Consider the following 18,195-nt stretch of genomic DNA (forward strand, 5'->3'; position numbering starts at 1 on the left):
GGGCGGGCGGCGCAGAGCGAGGTCCGCGCCGACGCTCTGCTAGAACCGGGGAGGGAGGAAGTCCGTGGCGAGCACGGGATGGGACCCATGAATCTGGCGAGCAGGAGCGCGAACCAGCCGGCCTCTTCTCGGGGTCGGCGGACACGTCACGCCGCCGCGAGCGACGCGTCCGTCCTCGCGACGGTCAGCGATGCGGTCAGTGATGCCGTCGTCGTGACCGACGAGCGCGGCATCCCGGTGCGCCTCAACGCTGCGGCCCGCGAGGCCTTCGCCCGGGCGGGCCTGCCGGAGCGGATCCGCGCCGACGCGGAGTACCGCGATCTGCGGTTCTTCCATGCCGACCGCGTGACCCCGATCACCGTCGGCCCTCCCCTGCTGCACCACGTCACGCACGCCGGTTCCCGCATCCCCTATACGACGTGGGTGGGAGAGGGCGACGACCAGCGGGCGATGTCGATCACGGCCCGGCCCTACGCGGACGCGCGCGGCACCCGCCGCGGGGCGGTCATCGTCGCACGCGACATGACGGTGATGTTCGAGGCGGCCCGCATCCGCGACGACTTCCTCCGTGACGCGGCACACCGCCTGCGCGGACACCTGACGACGGTGGCCGGCTACGCCGAGCTGCTGGAGACGGATGCCCATCTGGGGGAGATCGGCGAGCGGTTGACGCGGGTGACCGGTCAGCTCGTCGACACGGTGGACGACCTCTTCCGCACGGCCCGCGAAGACATCGCCCGATCGATTCCGCCGGCCGACCTCTCCTCGGCCCTGGCCGACGTGTGCTCCGTCTTCCTGGCCGTCGCGGCGGCGCGGGGCGTCACGCTCCAGGTGATCGACGAGGGATGCGGGCGGGTGCGCTTCGAGCAGGCGGAGCTGCGTCAGGTGCTCGCCGATCTCCTCTCCCACGCGATCGGCCATTGCGCCACGGCGGGGAAGGTGGTGGTGCGGGCGCACCGGGACCACCACCGCACGACCGTCTCGGTGAGCGACGACGGACTCCACACGAGCCACGATCAGCGTCGCCGCGAGCTGGCGCAGCTGACGGGCGGGCCGGCGCCGGAGGAGGCGGCCCCGGGCACCGCCCGGCGCAACGTCGTGCGCGCCAATCAGGCGACGCTGTCGGTGCGACCCGACCACCCGGTGGGGACGATCGCGAGTCTCGTGATGATCGCGGTGTGAGGCCCTACGGGCGGGGAGGCGGCGGGGGTTCGTGCGCCGCGCCTCACCGCGTGTGGATGAGGGCGACCCCGGCCGCCACGAGCTCACGGGCGCCGGGGTCGGTGTCGGGGATGTCGGCGATGATCGCCGTGACGGCGTCGAGGCCGAGCACGCCGTAGCGCGAGGCGGTGCCGATCTTCTCGTCGCTGCCGAGCACGTAGGTGTCGGCGGCGCGCGCGGCGAGGGTGCGCTTCATGGCGGCCTCGTCGGCGTCACCGGTCGTGAGTCCCGCGGTGGGATGGATGCCGGTCACTCCTAGGAAGAAGAGGTCGGCGCTGATGCGGTTCGCCGCTTCGACAGCGGCGGCGCCGCACGCGACCGCCGAGTGCTTGAAGAGCTGGCCGCCGATGAGGAAGACGTCGACCGCGTGGTCGAGCAGTGCCGCCGCGATCGTCGGGCTGTGGGTGATGATCGTGCCCGGCTGGGCGCGCGGGAGTGCGGCGACGAGGGCGAGGCTCGTGGTGCCGCCGTCGAGGATGGCCGTCGCGCCCGGTTCGATGAGGGCTGCCGCGGCCGCCCCGACCCGCCGCTTGCTGTCGGGGGCGACGCCGGTGCGGGCGGCGTAGTCGACGACGGCCGGGGATGCCGGCAGGGCGCCGCCGTACACGCGGACGGCGAGACCCGCGGCGTCCAGGTCGCGCAGGTCGCGGCGGATGCTGTCTTCGGACAGGCCGAGCTCCGCGGCGATCTCCTTGGCGACGATGCGACCGTCGCGGCGGAGGCGATCGAGCAGCAGGTCTCTGCGGGCGGCAGCGAGCATTCACGTTCCTTCTTGTTTTTGCACGTTGTTGTCGTATTGTAGCCGACATGACCGCATCTCTCATGATCCTCATCGCCGGCCCGTACGCATCGGGCACCGACGGCGACCCCGCCCGGATGGCGCAGAACCTGAAACGCCTGGAGACGGCGGCCTGGCCGCTGTTCCAGGCGGGGCACGTGCCGATGATCGGCGAGTGGGTCGCATTGCCGGTGCTGGAGAGCGCCGGCGCGTCGGGACCGACCGATCCGCTTGCCGCGCAGGTCATGTACCCGACGGCGGAGCGCCTGCTGCAGCGGTGCGATGCGGTGCTGCGCCTTCCCGGCGCGTCCCGGGGAGCCGACCAGGACGTCGCGATCGCCGAGGCGAGGGGCCTCCCGGTGTACTACGCCCTCGAGGACGTGCCCGGGGTGGCGCCGTCAGCGGGACAGGAACGCCGCGCCTGAGGCCGTCGCGGACGTGCGCGACGGCAGCCCCCTCGGGACCACGCGGCATCCAGCCCACTCACGACCCGACGTCGACGCTCAGAACGGTGCCGCCACGACGGCGGTCGCGTTGCGGCCCGGCGGGGACGTTCTCGTGGGCGGCGCGACGGCATCGGCCACGAAGGCGACGAGCGGAGTCGGCGCATCTTCTCGGTAGACCCGCCCCGTCGGCGAGGTCCATTCGAGCACTCCCCTCCCGCGCTGTCGTACCGCCCAGGGGGTGAACTGTTTCATCGAATGATGTCGTTGACAGAGGTGCGCGAGGTTCCAGAGCGCGGTGGGTCCGCCTCGGGCCGCATCGACGGTGTGGTCGATCTCGCAGCGGATCGCCGCCCGCCGGCATCCGGGGAACCGGCAGTGCTGATCGCGCGCCCGCAGGAACCGCCGCTGCGGCCAGGGCGTCCGGTAGCGGTCGACCGCGACGACCGTGCCGTCGATCGGGTCGGTGAGCACGCGCGAGAGGCTGGGGGCGTTGGCCGCGAGACACCGCTCCGTCTCGGCATCCACCGGGGTACGCCCGACGAGGTCGACCGGGCCCTCGTCCGCTCCGAGGAGCGCGAGGACCGGCACCACCACCTGTACCTGCGCACGAATGCCGCCCAGCACACCGGGGCCGTCGCCGTGGGCGGTGGGGTCGAGGGCGGGCGTGGCGGTCAGGAGCAGGTCGCTCAGCACGTCGGCGCGGATCTGGTCCACCGAACGCGGGTCGTCGTCGCCCGGCTCGCGGGCATCGACGATCACGGTCGCCTGCCGGGTCAGCCGATCGAGGATGCCGTCGGCGATCACCGTCGGCACGGTGGCGACGACGTCGGACATCCCGTGCGCGCCGGGAACGACGCGAACCCGTCGGCCGGCGCTCGCGTCACGGTGCCGGTCGGTGAAGGTACGTTCCGCCGCGCGTTCGGCGAGGATCTCGACGGCGGCGCGGACCCGGTTGGGAGTGTCGCCCTCGCAGCGCCGGATCGCTTCGGCCTCGAAGTCGGGCCGCCGATCGACGGGAACCACCGCGCCCGCGTCGACGATCACGCGGACATGGCCGCGCGTGATCCTTCCCCCTTCCCAGGCGTCGAGCGTCGCCGGAAAGCCCTCGACGAGCTCGCGCGCCTCACCGATGCGCTGCTGCACCGTGCGGTCGGTCACCCGCAGCACCCCGCCGAGCTCCGCGGCGATCGAGCGCAGCACCATGTCGTGCTCCCGCACCGATCCGCGCCGGCCGGCCGCCTCACGCTCCGCGAGTCGACCGGCGCGCGCCAGCATCCGGACCTCGGCGACCTGCGCCTGCGTCAACGCTGCCGCCACCCCCTCGGCGTCGGATACGAGGCCGGCAAGCGCGGTCACGTACCCGCCGCCCGCATCAGCCTGGAAGACGCCCCCCGGCGTGAACTCCGTCATGCGTCCATCATGCCGCGACCCTCGGACATTCGTTCGAATGTCCGGACGAGCACGCCGGTCGCGGCGCGGGGCGGCGACGCGTCCGGCAGAGGCTTCGCCCAGATGATGACGGCGAGGATCACCGACACAGCGACCAGCGCGCCGGCCGAGACCGCATCCCACCACTCCCGCCACCTCGTCGCGGCGACGGACTCCGCCGTTCCGCGAGAGCGGCGCCGTCGGGACTCCTCCGTCACGGCATGCGGCTTAGGGGCGCCCCATCCCGTAGTACGTCCAGCCCGCGGCGCGCCAGGCGGCGGCGTCGAGCCCGTTGCGCCCGTCGACGACCACGCGCCCCGCGGTGAGCGACGACGCGTGCTCCGGCGGCAGCTCGCGGCGGTACTCGTCCCACTCGGTCACGAGGACGAGCGCATCCGCATCGCGGATGGCGTCGTCGCGGTCGTCGACGTAGGTCAGCTGAGGGTGGATGCGCCGCGCGTTCTCGATCGCGGCGGGGTCGGTCACGGTCACGTTCGCACCGAGGCCGTGCAGGCGCACGGCGACGTCGAGTGCGGGCGAGTCGCGGATGTCGTCGGAGTGCGGCTTGAACGCCGCGCCGAGCACCGTCACGTTCTTCTCGTAGACCGAGCCGCCGAGACCATCCACGACGAGCTGCACGGCGCGGTCGCGGCGTCGCAGGTTGATCTCGTCGACCTGTCGCAGGAACGCCACCGACTCGCCCCGGCCGAGCTCCTCGGCTCGCGCGGAGAAGGCGCGGATGTCCTTCGGCAGACACCCGCCGCCGAAGCCGATGCCGGCGCCGAGGAAGCGCCGGCCGATGCGGGCGTCGTGGCCGATGGCGTCGGCGAGCTGGGTCACGTCGGCTCCGGTCACCTCGGCGATCTCGGCCATGGCGTTGATGAAGCTGATCTTGGTCGCGAGGAAGGCGTTCGCCGACACCTTGACGAGTTCGGCGGTCGCATAGTCGGTGACGATGAACGGCGTGCCCTTGGCGACGGAGGGGTGGTAGACCTCGCGCAGCACGGATGCCGCGACCTCTCCCTCGTCACCGGCGGGGACGCCCGCGACGAGGCGGTCGGGGTCGACGGTGTCCTGGACGGCATACCCCTCACGGAGGAACTCCGGGTTCCAGACCAGCGTCGCTCCGGTCGCCGACACCCGCGGCGCGAGGCTCGCGGCCGTTCCGACCGGGACCGTCGACTTGCCCGCGACGATGTCGCCGGGTGCGAGGTAGGGCAGCAGACCGTCGAACGCCGCGTTCACATACGTGAGGTCGGCGGCGTAGCTGTCCTTCTGCTGCGGCGTGCCGACGCCCACGAAGTGCACCTTCGCGCCGGCCGCGTCGGCCATGTCGGTGGTGAACCTGAGGTTGCCCGACGCGATCCCGGCGGTGAGGATCTCCTGCAGACCGGGCTCGAAGAACGGCGCCTCCCCCTTCGACAGGGCGGCGATCTTGCGCTCGTCGACGTCGATGCCGACGACCTCGTGACCGATGGATGCCATGGCGGCAGCATGGACCGCGCCGAGATAACCACAACCGATGACGGACAGCTTCATAGGAGCTCCTGTTGGGGGGACGGTGCGTGCGAGGAGAAGGAACACGCAAGACTGTTCCTACCAGAGACGCGTATCCGGCATGTAAACGAGGGAGCGCAAAAAGGAACACACGCGCGAGCGGCGATACCGCAACGGGCGCAGCGCGCCCGGACGCGCATCGGATGGCGGCTGAGCCCCAGCGATCACCGAACCGTCCGCCGAGAGCCGCGCTCATCGAGGTGAGTTCCGTGGCGACGCTCGCGCGCTACGGAACTCACTCACGCCCCGATACGGATGCCCGCCTGAATCTGAGCCAGTTCCTCGAGGCGGGAGCGGTTCGCCACCTCGGGGTATCGCTGAGAATAGGGATCCTGCGCACCCCCGAGTCGAGCACGAAAAGCGGATTCTCGCCGCTTCATCCTCTTGACGACGCGGCGCAATTCGTCGGTCACGAATGGGTCGCCGTCGAGAATCGACGCGAGTCTGGACCGCGACACGCGCCGCTGGTCCCAGTATTTCTTGGCTTGCTCGTAAGTAACCACATTGCCCCCCGGCTCTGGTCGAGAAGATTGTATGCAGATCAGAGCGCCGTCCGCCAGTTCCGCGGCCGTCGAGGGCAAGGCCGTCCTAGCGCTTGTCGCGCGAGAGGAACTGCTCGATGACGCCGGCCTGCGACCGCGCCTGATCGATCCCCGCGGTCACCGGGAAGGTCGGCGAGGTGGAGTCGTACGCGAGCAAGCGGCTGTCGGCTCCCCCCATGGCCGCGAAGTACGTGACGTCCATCCCGTACCGGTCGGCGGTGGCGTACGCGCGATCGCCGACCGCATTCCACGCGGCGATGTCATTCGGATCGACCTCTGGAGATCCGGTCCCCGGCCATCCGATCTCGCCGATCGAACATGTCACACCCCAGCGCTCGCACCACTCACCGAAGTCGACGATCGACGTCTGGAAGGCTTCGTACCCCCGCCAATAGTCGTAGCGGACCTGAGTGGTCGCCGTGCCGCGCGGATAGAAATGCTGGGAGTACACGATGCTCTTGTCCACCTCGCCGTGCGCATCCGTGACCCAGGGCCCCTTGACGGCGTCTCTCGCGAAGGTCCAGTTCCCGACCATCGCCTCGACCCAGATCCGGGACGTATCGCCCTCGTCGCGAATCGCGTCGACGACCGCCTGGGTCGCGGCTCGATAGGTCGCGAAGCTGATCAAGTCGCTGCGGGGCTCGTTGAAGATGTCATAGGCGTAGATCGCCGGATCGTCTTTGAACTCGCGGGAGAGCGTCCTCCAAATGCTCGTCTGGGCGTCGAGCGAGAGATCGCGGCCGCAGATCAGGGAGTTCTCCGATGTGGCGCCCGGTCCCGTGGGGAAGGTGCACCCATTGTGCAGATCGAGGACGACACGCATCCCCGCGCGTTCGATCCGGTCCACCTGCTCGTGGAGCATCGTCAGCGCTTTCGGGTCGACGGGCGCACTCAAAGCGGCGGCCCGGTCAGCCGCCGTGTCCGTCAGAGCCGGCTGAAGGGTGCCCCACGAGATGGCGAGCCTCACGATTGACATTCCGCGCGAGGCGAGGAAGTCGTAGCTCGACTGCGGCTCTCCCCAATCAGACACCGGCGCATCCGAACCGCGGTGCATCAGGAGCGTGTAGACGTTCACGCCGCGCTCGAAAGGGCGCGACGATATGGGAACGCATCCCGGGAGGACCACGACAGCGCAGGCGAGCACGGCGAGGAGGACCATCGATCGACGTCGGTGGGGCGACGCGGAGCGGTGGGCGCGCGATCCCCGCCGGCCACGACCCTTCCGGTCGTCCGTGGGGCTCATCGGACCAGCCGGCGATACACCTCTGCGTGTCTCCGTCCGATGAGCGGCCATTCGCGCGCAGCCATGTCGACGCTGTCGCCATCGCAGGTGCGCGCAAGGGCGATGGCTCGTTCGAGATCGCTCGGCGTGAGAGGCGCGGCGAACGTCAGCACCCACCGGTCGCCGAACTCGTCGACGAGCTCCCGCGTCGCCTCGCAGTCCGGCATGAGAACGGGACGGTTCGATGAGAGGGCGAGCAACGCCGCACCAGAGTTGTACATCTCGGCATACGGCAGAGCGACGAGTGTCGACGTCGCGAGGAGTTCGGGAACCTGCTCGTCGGGGACGAACTCGAGCCGCAAGTCGACCCGCGGGTCGTCCCCGGCGATCTCGGCGAGCTGGACACCGTAGGACGGCGGCACGGGTTTGCCCGCGACGAGCAGTTCAGCGCCGGCGTCGCGGGCTCCCACGAATGCCTCTACGAGCTGATCGCTGTTCTTGTAGGGACGAAGAAGCCCGAAATGGAGTACACGGGGGATCTCCGGCAGGGGCTGATCGAGGACGAGCCCGTAGGCGTCGCGGTAGTGACCATGGGGAATCTTCTCCCAGTCCACCCCTTCTACGCCGTCCTCGCGACCGAGCAGCAGGATCCGAAACGCCACGCGCGACTCGAACAGCCGAAGAGCGACGCGGGAGAGCCAGGGCAGCCGCTCGTGAGGCGTGCGGTTGTGCACCGTCCAGACGATCGGTCGGCGCCGGACGGCCAGCCACCCGAGCAGCATGATGAACAGGACGGCGTTCCGGACACCCGTGCCGCCCTTCGTCGGGCCCGCGAGCGAGTGCGGCCAGTGCACGTGAAACATGTCGTAACGCCCGAGGAACGCGTGGCGCCAGGTGAAGTACGAAGGCGAGATCTCATCGAGCGGCAACGATTCGGCGAGCAGGCGAGTGTAGGGATTCCTCGCTCGCGAGGGATCCCCGAACGACATGAGGACCCGAACTCGATCGCGCGCAGCTGTCACGGCAATCAGCCTAGGCAGTCTCTCGCGCAGGAACGCCACGCGACGGCACTTCTTAGCATGAAGGTAACCTCGCCGTGACCGACGCGAATCCGCGGCCATGAGACGATGACGGACGTGAGCTTGTCGAAGGCTGCGGCGCGTGGCGCGATGACCACCCTCGGGGGTCAGTGGATCCGTTTCGTGGTGCAGACCCTGTCCGTCATCGTCCTGGCGCGGCTGCTCACGCCCCAGGACTACGGCCTCGTGGCGATGGCGACCGCGGTATCCGGGCTGGCGTTGCTGTTGGGCGACTTCGGTCTGTCGCTCGCATCGATTCAGTCCCAGACGATCACCCATCAGCAACGAAGCAACATCTTCTGGATCAATCTGGGCGTGGGCCTCGCGATATCGGGGATCGTCTTCGGACTGGCCTATCCCATGGCAGCGTTCTACGGACAACCGGAGGTCGCGCTCGTCGCCATGGGGATCTCCCCGATGTTCCTCCTGGAGAACTGCGCCTCGCAGTTCCGGGCCGAATGTTCCCGGAACCTGCGGTTCAAGTGGATGGCGGCCGCAGACATCATCAGTCAAACTGCGGGTCTTGCAGCCGCTGTCATCGTCGCGCTGAGCGGCGGCGGGTTCTGGGCGCTCGTCGTGCAGCAGGTCGGCATCTCGCTCGTGCGGCTCATCGTGCTCGTCATCGCTGCACGTTGGGCGCCCACGGTCCCCCGCCGCGCCCAGGGGATGGGTGCGCTCTACACGTTCGGACTGAACACGCTCGGGGTGCAGTTCGTGAACTACCTCAGCTCCAACGTCGACAACATCCTGGTCGGCAAGGTCTACGGGGCGGACGCGCTCGGCATGTACAGCAGGGCGTATCAACTGTTCCGACTGCCCATGCAGCAGGTCGCGGCGCCCATGACCCGCGTCGCGCTTCCGATCCTGTCGAAGATCGAGGATCAGTCGCGGTTCAACGCCTACGTCGAGCGGGCGCAGCTGCTGCTGACGTATGTGCTCGGCGGCGCATTCATGCTTGCGACGGCGTTCGCGCTCCCCATCGTCTCCATCGTGCTGGGATCGCAGTGGACAGCGAGTGCGCCGATCTTCGCGGTCCTCGCGGCCGGCGGTGTCTTCCAGGGCATCGGGTACGTCTACTACTGGGTGTTCTTGGCCAAGGCGTTGACGGGGCTTCAGCTCCGGTACGCGATCATCAGCCGACTCCTGATGATCGCGCTGATGGTCGCCGGACTCCCCTTCGGTCCGATCGGCGTCGCCGCGGGCGCGAGCACCGGCCTGGCCCTCAACTGGATCATCCTGACCATCTTCGCGATCCCGAAGGCGGGCATCGACGCGAAGTCTCTTGCGGCACAGGCGATCGTCCCGATCCTGGTGTATCTGCCCCTCGTCGCTGCCCTGCTGCCCCTGTCCTATCTCTGGAACGACGCCCTCGGAAGCTGGGGACTGCTCGGAGCGCTGTCGGGTATCGCTATCGTCTATCTCGTGGCCGTCTGGCTGACGATCCCGAGAGTGCGCCAAGACCTCAGACTGCTGACCGCCACCGCTCGCCTGATAAGGAACCGATGACCGTTCGCGACGACGTGCCCCCGTGGATCTTCCACTGGAATCCCCGCAAGCCTGTCTTCCCGGGACGGCTCGGCCGGCTGATCCCCCTGCGAAGAAGAGTCAACAACTTCGGAGACCTCCTCGGTCCGCGGATCGTCCGGCTCCTGATGCAGCAGCGCGGGGCGGTCGATCTCGGGCTCGAGGCGCCGCGGCGGCTCTTCAGCGTCGGATCGGTGCTCCACTTCGCTGCGGATGACGACATCGTCTGGGGCTCGGGCGTCAACGGGAAGGTATCGCAGAGCAGCCTGGGCTTCGAACGCCTCGATGTGCGCGCAGTGCGAGGACCGCGCACGGCAGCGATCCTGCGAGACAAGGGCATTGCAGTACCGGAGGTGTACGGCGACCCTGCGTTGCTGTTGCGGGACCTCGATCAGGATTTCGCGGGATGGTCGCTGGACAAGCGCCACAAGATCACGATCGTCCCCAACCTCAACGACCTGTCGACGCTGGGCCGGACGGCCGACGTCCTCGATCCTCGGGGACGCGTCGATGACTGCCTCGAACGGATCGCGCGGAGCGAGGTGGTCGTCGCCTCCTCCCTGCACGGCATCATCCTGGGCGAGCTCGCGGGTGCGAAGGTCGTTCCCTTCCGCGCGACGCGGGAGCACATCTTCAAGTACGACGACTACTACGAAGGGACGGGACGCGCACGACCGGAGTTCGCGCCGGATCTCGACTCCGCGTTGGATCTGGCTGCCGGCGCCGCGTCGGTGTCGGATCCCCTCGAGAATTGGGATGCCCGACCGCTGCTCGACGCGTTTCCCTGGGACGCGCTGACGACGGGCCGGGAATGAGCGCCACTGTTCCGCAGCTGCTCACGACGCCGTCCCCGGCGGCCGTCCAGCGCGCCGCGCGTGACACGCGCAACGCCAGGATCATCGGCCTGCTGTTCGGCATCTACGCCGGGACGATCGGGGTCAGGATCAGCGTCGGTGGCGGGCTGGCGTTTCCGACCGCGGTCTTCTTGATCGGCCTGGTCGCGACGCTCCTGTGCTTCGCACCGCAACGGCTGCGTCATCTGCGGATAACGTGGATCGACTTCGCGATCGTGGCCTATTTCCTCGTGCGTGTGTTGACCGAAGCCATCAACGCCGACCGGCTGGACCACTCGCCGGCATATCCGGTGGCCGTGAACGCCGCGTACTACATCACGGCGTACTACTGCGCGCGGCTGACGGTCAGCAATCGGGACGAGCTCCGCGCCTTTCTCGGCGCTTTGGCGCTGCCCTCCATCGCGGTGAGCGCGATCGGCGTGCTCCAAGTGCTCGGCGTGAGCGCCGTCACGAGTTTCGTCGTCAACTTCACGCAGAGCGACGCGGTGATCAACCGGCTCACGGACGGACGGCTCACGCGCGCATCGAGTCTCATCGGCCACTGGTCCGCCCTCGGCGGGTACCTGTGCTGCGCGGCCGCCATTGCGGCCGTGTGCCTGGTTCTCGATCGGGCGGAGGGGCGTCGGGTGTCGCGAACTCAGCTGCTCGTGTTCGCTGCGAGCATGGTGGGGGTGCTCGCCACGTTCACATTCGCCGCGATCCTCGCCGCGCTCGCGATTCTGATCGCGACGATGGCCGTCCTCGGGTACAAGGTGCGCGGCCTGCTCGCGCTCACCCTGCTGTTCGTCGCCGCGAGCGTCGTCTTCGGAGACTCCTTGCAATCGCGCTTCAACCTCCAAGACCTGCCGACGACATATCTTCCGCCGGAGTTCGCCTGGGTCCCCTCCACGCTAGCCGTGCGGATCTACCTGTGGACGACTCAGACCCTCCCCGCCATCAGCATCGAGCCGTGGCTCGGCTGGGGACACAGCGTGTTCGCGGGCGTGGGCACCTGGCCGGTCTACCCGAAGACGATCGTGTGGCCGTTCCCGGAATCCGAGTACATCAAGACGCTGATCACCGGCGGGATCGCAGAGCTGTCCGCACAGGTCCTCGTCTTCATCGGCTGGCTGACCGTCATCCGGCGGGGCGGCGGGAGCATCGATGTGCGCGCGCGCTCAGTCCTCACGGTGACCTTCGCGTCCCTGCTCATCGCGTCTTCCATCAACGCCTACTTCACGAATCAGGGAGTCCCCTCTATCTGGTGGCCTCTGGTGGGGGCGTTGGCCTTCGCCTTCACGCCAGGCAGCGCACTCCCGGCATCGCGCCGAACGTCGACAGTGACGAGGACTACATCTTCCGCACGATGACCGGCGTGGCGAACGGTGCGAACTTGAGAAGGAGGAGCGCCACCGCCCGTCGTCGATCGACGCGAACAGTCCGGGTCACGACCGTCGCGACCGAGATCCTCGCTCGGGCCCGCCGACGCGCTTCGCGCGCCTCCTGCGGTGAGTAGCGAGGATTGTACGAGTCCTTGATCGCGGACAAGAGGAAGAAGCGGTGGACGAAATCCTCCACCAGCGGAGGATCGATCCCGACCCGCTGCGTGGCGGTACGGACAGCTCCTTCGACGATGGCAAGGGACTGCGCACGCCGTCGACCGGATTGGATGATCGATCCGGGACGCACGAGGTAGCGGTACTTCACCTGGTCCGTGAAGATGACCGTCGTCGCGGCGGCGAGATACGAGGACGTCATGGTGAGGTCCGAGTGCACCTCCGAGGGGGGAACCTCGATGCTCTCGATGAGCGCGCGCGAGAAGAGCTTGTTCCACAGGTGCCCCTTCAGCACGCCGGACAAGAGACGTTCGACGGCTTCGCGACCATCCATGCGAGAGGTCTGGGCAGTGGGATGCACCGGCCGGACGAGTCCCGACGGGTAGACATAGTCGGCGTCGCAGATCACCACGTCGGCTGCCGCCGACTCGGCGAGCCCCGCCATCGAGCTGAGCAGCGTGGCGTCCCAATCGTCGTCGATGTCGACGAACCACACGAAGTCGCCGCTCGCGCGAGCCAGCCCCGCCCGACGTGCCCGCGCCACACCTTGATTCACCTCGAGACGCACGAGCACGACGCGAGCATCGTCGCCGACGACACGCTCGATCACACGGAGCGAGTCATCCGACGAGCCATCGTCGACCAGGATGAGCTCACCGTCCACCTCCGCGACTTCCGCGATGAGCTTCGGGAGGGATTCTTCGAGGTATGCGGACGCGTTGAAGATCGCCGCCACCGCGGACACGCGCGGACGAGTAGTCACTGGTTCACCACTTTCGACATCGTGAGGACGGTGGACTCGATCGACGCTCTCGCGCGACCCAGACTCTCGCGCAGGGCATTCTGCCGCGGCTCGATGTCCGCCGCCGCCCCGATGAGATCATCCGGGGTGACCAGGTCGCGGTCGAATGCTCCGACATCGAGACCGGCCGAGTCGAGCGTGCGCCACGCCTTCTCGCGACGGTTCGAGACCAGCGCGACCGGCAGCGCCCCCTCGGTCACGCCGATGGCGAGCGCGTGCAGTCGATCGCTGAGAACGATCCGAGAGGCTCGATAGACAAGACGGATCCGCTGCTCTTGGCGCATCATGTCGTCGTCATCCCAACGGACGTGCTCGCCGCCGACGAGCGCTGCGAGCTTGCGCGCCATCTGTTCGTCGCGTCGGATCTGGGCGACCACCAGAACTCGCAGATCGAGCTGCCGCGCCGCCTGACGGATGGCGTTGACGAGACCGGGGCTCGGCGCCGCGCCGTCATAGCGCAGGGAGACGGCAAGGACGTCACGGATGCCGGAGCCCTCACCCTCTTCGGGATCGCCAAGCCGCAACGCCCAGTCGGGGGCGACGCCTCCTACACCGATGTACTGGGCGCTCCACTGATCACGCCATTGCACGATGTGCATCAGTCGAAGTACGCACGCGACCACGATGCGCCCGCGGCCGGGCGCCCGGATACCCACTCCCACGTGCACGTTCGTGCCGCCGCGGAGGCGGTTCAGAAGGAGAATCGGAGCGAGCCGCCCGTAGCGAAGGGCATGGCGCCCGGCCGCGCCCGACTCGCCGGCGTTGTGAGCGTAGAGCATCCCTCCCATCGCCCCCGCCAGAAGTGCTCTGCGCCACTCCGCGCGGTCTCGAACGAGGATGTCGTCGTCACGCACGCCCAGTCCGGAGATGTACCCGGCCGATTGACCCCCGACGAAGACCGTGAGCGGGCCGAAGCCGCGGAGGACATCGAAGAACGCTCGGCGGAGGGCTGTGTCTCCAAGATTGTCACGTTGCCCCAGAGCGGAGACGAGGACCCTCATCCGGAGACGTCACGCCTCGTTCGATCGAGCAGAGCCTCGAGGAGCGAGACACTGTTCTCGGGCGAGAACCGGTGCAGCCACCTGCTCGTGTCCGTCATCGTCAGTGCCGACGCGCGCTGCACGGCGTCCGCGATGTCCGAGGGCCGATCCGAGACGGCGAGCTCACCCGTGATGCCGGGGACGATGGCGTCCGCGACACCGAGCGCTGCGGAGAGGGCGACCGACGGGAACCCCGCCGCCGCCGCTTCGACCAGGACGTTTCCGAATCCTTCACGATCCGAGGGGAGCAGCACGACGGCATCGGCGGGGAACTGCGTGAACCAGTCCTCGACCCATCCCTTGAACTCGATGTCCACGCCGGCTCGCCGCGCCGCGAGCTCGACGCTCGCCTTCAACGGCCCGTCGCCGAAACTCACCACCCTGACCGACACGCCGCGGCGCGCGAGTTCGGCGGCGGTCGCGACGGCGAGTTCCGGTCGCTTCTGCGAAACCAGTCGCGAGGGCAGCACGATGGAGATCGTGTCGCTCGGCTGACGCGTGCCGTCCGCAGCCGCGGCTCGGCTCGTCTTGGCCGTCGCCGGGTTGGGGATGACGGTGCAGCGCTCACTGAGCACACCGAATCCCGCCACGAGTTCGGCGGCGACCGGATGCGAGATCGCGACGACGTGATCTGCCCAGGGATAGACCAGCTTCGCGATGCGGATCTTCACCCGGTGGGACAGCGACGCGGACCTCAGCCCCAGAGAGACGAGGTTCCTCTCCGAGATGAGCACCGCCGGGCGGTCCTGCCGAGATATCAGGCGTGAGGCGATGAGTGCGAGGAGATTCGGATGCGCCTGCAGCGCCAGCACGACATCCGGCTTCTCCCGCTGCATGGCCTTGGCGATCGCCCGGACCTTCGCGACCTGCCCTCCGCGCCCCTTGAGCGAATGGAACTCGACACCCGCCGGAGCGTACGCGGGGTCGACGTCTCCTGCGGTGAGAACCGTCACGACGTGATGGCCGCGCTCGACCAGCGCCCCCATCCATGTGCGCGCCACGAACTCTGCGCCGCCTCCGCGCAGCGCCGGCACGACGAACATGATCCTCATCGAGCGATCTCCTCTACTGCTGCGCGATCGCTGCCGTAACGCGCATCCCGCGCCTCGGTCCATGCCCGCTCGAGGACGGGCGCCACGGCCTTCATCGAGTAGTTCTCCTCGAAGCGCTGCAGCCCGCGCGACGCGACGTCACGGCGCTTGGCGGCATCGTCCATGAGGGTGCCCAGTGCGGCGGCGAGCTCATCGACGTCTCCCGGGGCCACGATGAGCCCCGCACCCTCATCGAGGAGCTTCCCGATGCCGCCGACGCTCGTCGCCACCACCGCACAGCCGTTGGCCATGGCTTCGATGAGGAACATCGGCATCGCTTCATCGAACGACGGCAGGACGGCGATCTCGGCGCCGGCCAGATCCGCCATCAGCTCATCGTGCGGCTGGGAACCCGTGAACTCGGCGTTCGGGATGGAGAGCCCAGCGAAACTCGAATCCACGATCGGCCCCACGATGCGCAGGTTCCAGTCCGGACGCGTTGCAGACACTCGCGACCACGCCTCCAGCAGCGGGCCGACACCCTTCCTTCGCGACACCGCACCGCCGAACACGACGGTGGGTCGCTTTGCCGAGGATGCTGCCTCCTGAACGGCATTCGGGATCAGCCTCACGTCGCTGTCGGGGAGGAGGTGCGAGACGGCGTCCGCCGTCTCCTCGGAGAGGACGACCACGGTGTCCGCGGCGGCCAGCACTCGTCTCACGAGCTTCGGCCGCTCCGTGGCGAAGGACACGAACTCGCTGCCGTGCAGATGAGCGACGGTCGCAAAACCACGGATGTCGGCGAGCCGGAGCAGCATCCCCTCCCGCCAGAAGGATCCCCCCTGGGACAGATGCACGACGATGACGTCGCGACGGTCCCTCCTCTTGGTGAGTATCTTGGCGGCGGCCGAGAGGAAGAGCCAGGTGCCGCGCAGACCGCGCGTCCCGTCCCGCGAGACGATGACGTGGGATGTGCTCTGATCGAACGACCAGTTCAGATAGGAGTTGACGACCTGCGTCATGCCGCCCGCCACCTCGCCCGACCGTCCCACGTGCCAGACCCGCTGCGGAGAGTCGCCGTCGCCGTCGAACAGCGTGGCGATCTCGGCGCGGACCTCGGCCAGTTCCGCGCGCGCGGCTCGCGCCGCTGCCTGAGTCTCCTCGACGCGTTCGATCGCGGCGGCCAGGTGGTCCTGCAGAAGCTGAGCATCGGCGCCGGCCGCGGAGACGGAGACGCCGTCGATGCCGGCCGCCCTGAAATGGCGATCGATCTTGTCCGACCCGTCCGTGAGCAGCGCCGCCGGGGCCACGCCCTCCGTTGTGGCCGCGATCAGCACGTGAAGGCGATCGCTCACGGCGAGGAGCGATTCCCGGTAGAGGTCGCGCAGAGCCTCCTCGTGCTCGAGGGGACGGGAACCGTCCCAATCGTGCAACGCACCTTCCAAGCGCTGGGCGAGCACCGCGGACCGTTCGCGGTCGCGCAGCACCTGCACGACGCACACGATGGCGAGGTCGTGTTCGTCCGCCGTCCGCCGCACGGCGTCGAACCATGCGTCCGAGGGCAGATCGCGATCGCTTCGCATCGACACGACCATCTTCGACCGCGTGGGGCGCTCCGCGGTCGCCGCGGCGGGCAGCCGCTCCGCCTGACCGAACGCCAGATCCGGCATGAGGCGACCGCGGAAGTACTCCGCGGTTCGCGTGTCGCGCCACAGTGTCACGTGCGAGAGGCCGATCGATGGCTTCATCAGCATGCGGGGAAGGGGGGCGAAGTCTCGACTTCCCGCACCGACCCTCGCGACGGGGCCCCGTCTCAACCGCACCAGAGCCACCGCCGGCAGCATCCCGAGATGCTCCTTCATGCCTTTCAGCGTCAGCTGGATCTCGCCCGGCTTGAAGACGTAGGCGGCATCGCCTCGAGCAGCGCTTCGCAGCAGCGCCCGGTACCACGCCGTGAAGCTGTAGTAGATCGTGGAATCCGGGCCCGCATCCAACGCGTCCGCGTAGCCCTCCGGAGCCGCACCGACATAGACGTGGAGCTTTCCGAACGGACGCAGCCACTCGATCAGCTCGCGCCGGAGGATGATGTCACCGATGTTGTCGTGCTGCCCGACACCGGGGACGAAGATGTGACGTGCAGAACTCACTGTGTGGCTTCTCCGGGGGAGATGGGACGGACGCGCTTGCTGCTCGCTTCGACCAGCAGGTCGGCGGTCATCTCGTAGGGGTCGACAGCGGTGGCGATGCCCAACTCATTGACCAGCTCCGCGATCTGGGCTTGGTGATCATCGACGTGCTCGCCTCTCTGACTCTTCCGCACGGCGAGAACGGGATGAACACCGAGCTCCAGAAGCTCGAGGAGCGACCCGACGCCGGCGTGGCTGATCACGACATCAGCGTTACGCGCGTACTCCGAGAACTCATCCGCCCGGATGTGCTCGAACACGTGCCCGGGGAGATCCGTCCGGCCGGTCGTCTCACCGACCTGCCAGATCGTGCGGTCATCCGCCAAGCCCGTCGCGAGCACGGCGTCGATGGCCGAATCGAACCGGTACTTCTTGATGGTGCCCAGCGTGACGAACAGACGCGGCCGATCGACCGGCTGTCCCACCTCGGTCGTGAACTCCGCGAGCACGCTGCGGTGAGGCTTCCACCGTCCTGACGCCCACTGCGGGTGCTGCGTGAAGGTCTCGAAGCGGCGCATCGCCGCGAGCATCCGTCCGGACATCGACGGGCCGGAGACGCGTGAGACGCTCTCGATGTACGTGCAGGGGATGCCGAAGCGTCGCGCGAGCGGCAGCGCCGACACCGCCAGTGCCGCGCCCGTGCTGTACGCCGCGTCGAAGTCGTTCTCGTTCCTCAGATGTTCGGCGATCAGACGCCGCGCCCGGAGTGCGCCCTTCCAGTCACGAGGTTCGACGTAGGGCACGTAGAAGACCCGCTTGTCGGCGAGCAGCGACTTGCTCTGAGGGGTGTCGAAGGTGATCCACAGCGAGTCCTCGCTCGCGCCCAGCGATTCGGCGAATCGGGACAGTTGCGCGAGATGGCCTCCCGTCGACGCGACGAGGAGGAGCTTGCGGGCACCCACGGAGCTGAGGGTCGGCTGGGTCTGGGGGGAACTCATGACCATGCCCTT

16 protein-coding genes are annotated in these 18,195 nt (G+C 68.5%); 5 read left to right on the forward strand and 11 right to left on the reverse strand.

The window, feature by feature from the left end; genetic code table 11:
• Positions 1-87: 87 nt before the first annotated feature.
• A complete protein-coding gene (locus MHO01S_RS04175; RefSeq protein WP_060960300.1) occupies positions 88-1,182 on the forward strand; it encodes an ATP-binding protein in 1,095 nt (364 codons plus the stop codon).
• 43 nt (positions 1,183-1,225) lie between these two features.
• On the opposite strand, the gene MHO01S_RS04180 is transcribed toward MHO01S_RS04175, so the two are convergent.
• The gene (locus MHO01S_RS04180) at positions 1,226-1,981 is read right to left on the reverse strand and encodes a DeoR/GlpR family DNA-binding transcription regulator (protein WP_060960299.1); all 756 of its coding nucleotides are present in this window, start codon (positions 1,979-1,981) and stop codon (positions 1,226-1,228) included.
• Positions 1,982-2,028: 47 nt separating this feature from the next.
• Between MHO01S_RS04180 and MHO01S_RS04185 the strand changes: the two genes are divergently transcribed.
• Complete coding sequence (locus MHO01S_RS04185; protein ID WP_060960298.1) at positions 2,029-2,424, forward strand: hypothetical protein; 396 nt, start codon at positions 2,029-2,031, stop codon at positions 2,422-2,424.
• Positions 2,425-2,502: 78 nt separating this feature from the next.
• Here the strand turns inward: MHO01S_RS04185 and MHO01S_RS16220 are convergent, their stop codons facing one another.
• From MHO01S_RS16220 to MHO01S_RS04210, 5 genes are all read right to left on the reverse strand, one after another.
• A complete protein-coding gene (locus MHO01S_RS16220) occupies positions 2,503-3,855 on the reverse strand; it encodes an HNH endonuclease signature motif containing protein (RefSeq protein WP_082734217.1) in 1,353 nt (450 codons plus the stop codon).
• Positions 3,852-4,091, reverse strand: a complete 240-nt coding sequence (locus MHO01S_RS04195; RefSeq protein WP_060960297.1) for a hypothetical protein — start codon at positions 4,089-4,091, stop codon at positions 3,852-3,854. Before MHO01S_RS04195 ends, MHO01S_RS16220 begins: the two co-directional genes overlap by 4 nt.
• A gap of 10 nt (positions 4,092-4,101) precedes the next feature.
• Entirely contained in the window at positions 4,102-5,412 is a 1,311-nt protein-coding gene (locus tag MHO01S_RS04200) for a UDP-glucose dehydrogenase family protein (RefSeq protein WP_060960296.1), read from the reverse strand.
• Between the two features lie 606 nt (positions 5,413-6,018).
• The gene (locus tag MHO01S_RS04205; RefSeq protein ID WP_167626502.1) at positions 6,019-7,002 is read right to left on the reverse strand and encodes a glycoside hydrolase family 5 protein; all 984 of its coding nucleotides are present in this window, start codon (positions 7,000-7,002) and stop codon (positions 6,019-6,021) included.
• A 209-nt stretch (positions 7,003-7,211) separates the two neighbouring features.
• Positions 7,212-8,255, reverse strand: coding sequence for a glycosyltransferase (locus tag MHO01S_RS04210; RefSeq protein ID WP_167626503.1), 1,044 nt, complete (start codon positions 8,253-8,255; stop codon positions 7,212-7,214).
• A gap of 75 nt (positions 8,256-8,330) precedes the next feature.
• Here MHO01S_RS04210 and MHO01S_RS04215 point away from each other — a divergent pair, with 75 nt between their 5' ends.
• Genes MHO01S_RS04215 through MHO01S_RS04225 form a run of 3 tightly spaced genes read left to right on the forward strand, consistent with a single transcriptional unit; the run spans position 8,331 to position 12,000 of the window.
• Positions 8,331-9,779 carry a lipopolysaccharide biosynthesis protein gene (locus MHO01S_RS04215; RefSeq protein WP_167626504.1) on the forward strand — a complete coding sequence of 483 codons (1,449 nt, stop codon included), beginning with the start codon at positions 8,331-8,333 and terminating at the stop codon, positions 9,777-9,779.
• Positions 9,776-10,612: a polysaccharide pyruvyl transferase family protein gene (locus MHO01S_RS04220; protein ID WP_060960292.1), complete on the forward strand. Its 837-nt coding sequence runs from the start codon at positions 9,776-9,778 to the stop codon at positions 10,610-10,612. The genes MHO01S_RS04215 and MHO01S_RS04220 overlap by 4 nt, the downstream gene beginning before the upstream one ends.
• Complete coding sequence (locus tag MHO01S_RS04225; protein ID WP_060960291.1) at positions 10,609-12,000, forward strand: O-antigen ligase family protein; 1,392 nt, start codon at positions 10,609-10,611, stop codon at positions 11,998-12,000. The genes MHO01S_RS04220 and MHO01S_RS04225 overlap by 4 nt, the downstream gene beginning before the upstream one ends.
• Here MHO01S_RS04225 and MHO01S_RS04230 read toward each other — a convergent pair.
• From MHO01S_RS04230 to MHO01S_RS04250, 5 genes are read right to left on the reverse strand one after another with little or no spacing between them, the layout of a single operon-like run.
• The gene (locus MHO01S_RS04230) at positions 11,981-12,949 is read right to left on the reverse strand and encodes a glycosyltransferase (RefSeq protein ID WP_082734215.1); all 969 of its coding nucleotides are present in this window, start codon (positions 12,947-12,949) and stop codon (positions 11,981-11,983) included. The genes MHO01S_RS04225 and MHO01S_RS04230 overlap by 20 nt on opposite strands.
• Positions 12,946-13,989 carry a hypothetical protein gene (locus tag MHO01S_RS04235; protein WP_060960289.1) on the reverse strand — a complete coding sequence of 348 codons (1,044 nt, stop codon included), beginning with the start codon at positions 13,987-13,989 and terminating at the stop codon, positions 12,946-12,948. The genes MHO01S_RS04230 and MHO01S_RS04235 overlap by 4 nt, the downstream gene beginning before the upstream one ends.
• Positions 13,986-15,080, reverse strand: a complete 1,095-nt coding sequence (locus MHO01S_RS04240) for a glycosyltransferase (protein WP_060960288.1) — start codon at positions 15,078-15,080, stop codon at positions 13,986-13,988. The genes MHO01S_RS04235 and MHO01S_RS04240 overlap by 4 nt, the downstream gene beginning before the upstream one ends.
• On the reverse strand, positions 15,077-17,206 hold the full coding sequence (locus MHO01S_RS04245) for a glycosyltransferase (protein ID WP_060960287.1): 2,130 nt from the start codon (positions 17,204-17,206) through the stop codon (positions 15,077-15,079). The genes MHO01S_RS04240 and MHO01S_RS04245 overlap by 4 nt, the downstream gene beginning before the upstream one ends.
• The gene (locus MHO01S_RS04250) at positions 17,203-18,183 is read right to left on the reverse strand and encodes a glycosyltransferase (protein WP_060960352.1); all 981 of its coding nucleotides are present in this window, start codon (positions 18,181-18,183) and stop codon (positions 17,203-17,205) included. The genes MHO01S_RS04245 and MHO01S_RS04250 overlap by 4 nt, the downstream gene beginning before the upstream one ends.
• Between the last annotated feature and the right edge of the window lie 12 nt (positions 18,184-18,195).

It is taken from the genome of Microbacterium hominis NBRC 15708, from assembly GCF_001592125.1.
Lineage (GTDB): Bacteria > Actinomycetota > Actinomycetes > Actinomycetales > Microbacteriaceae > Microbacterium > Microbacterium hominis.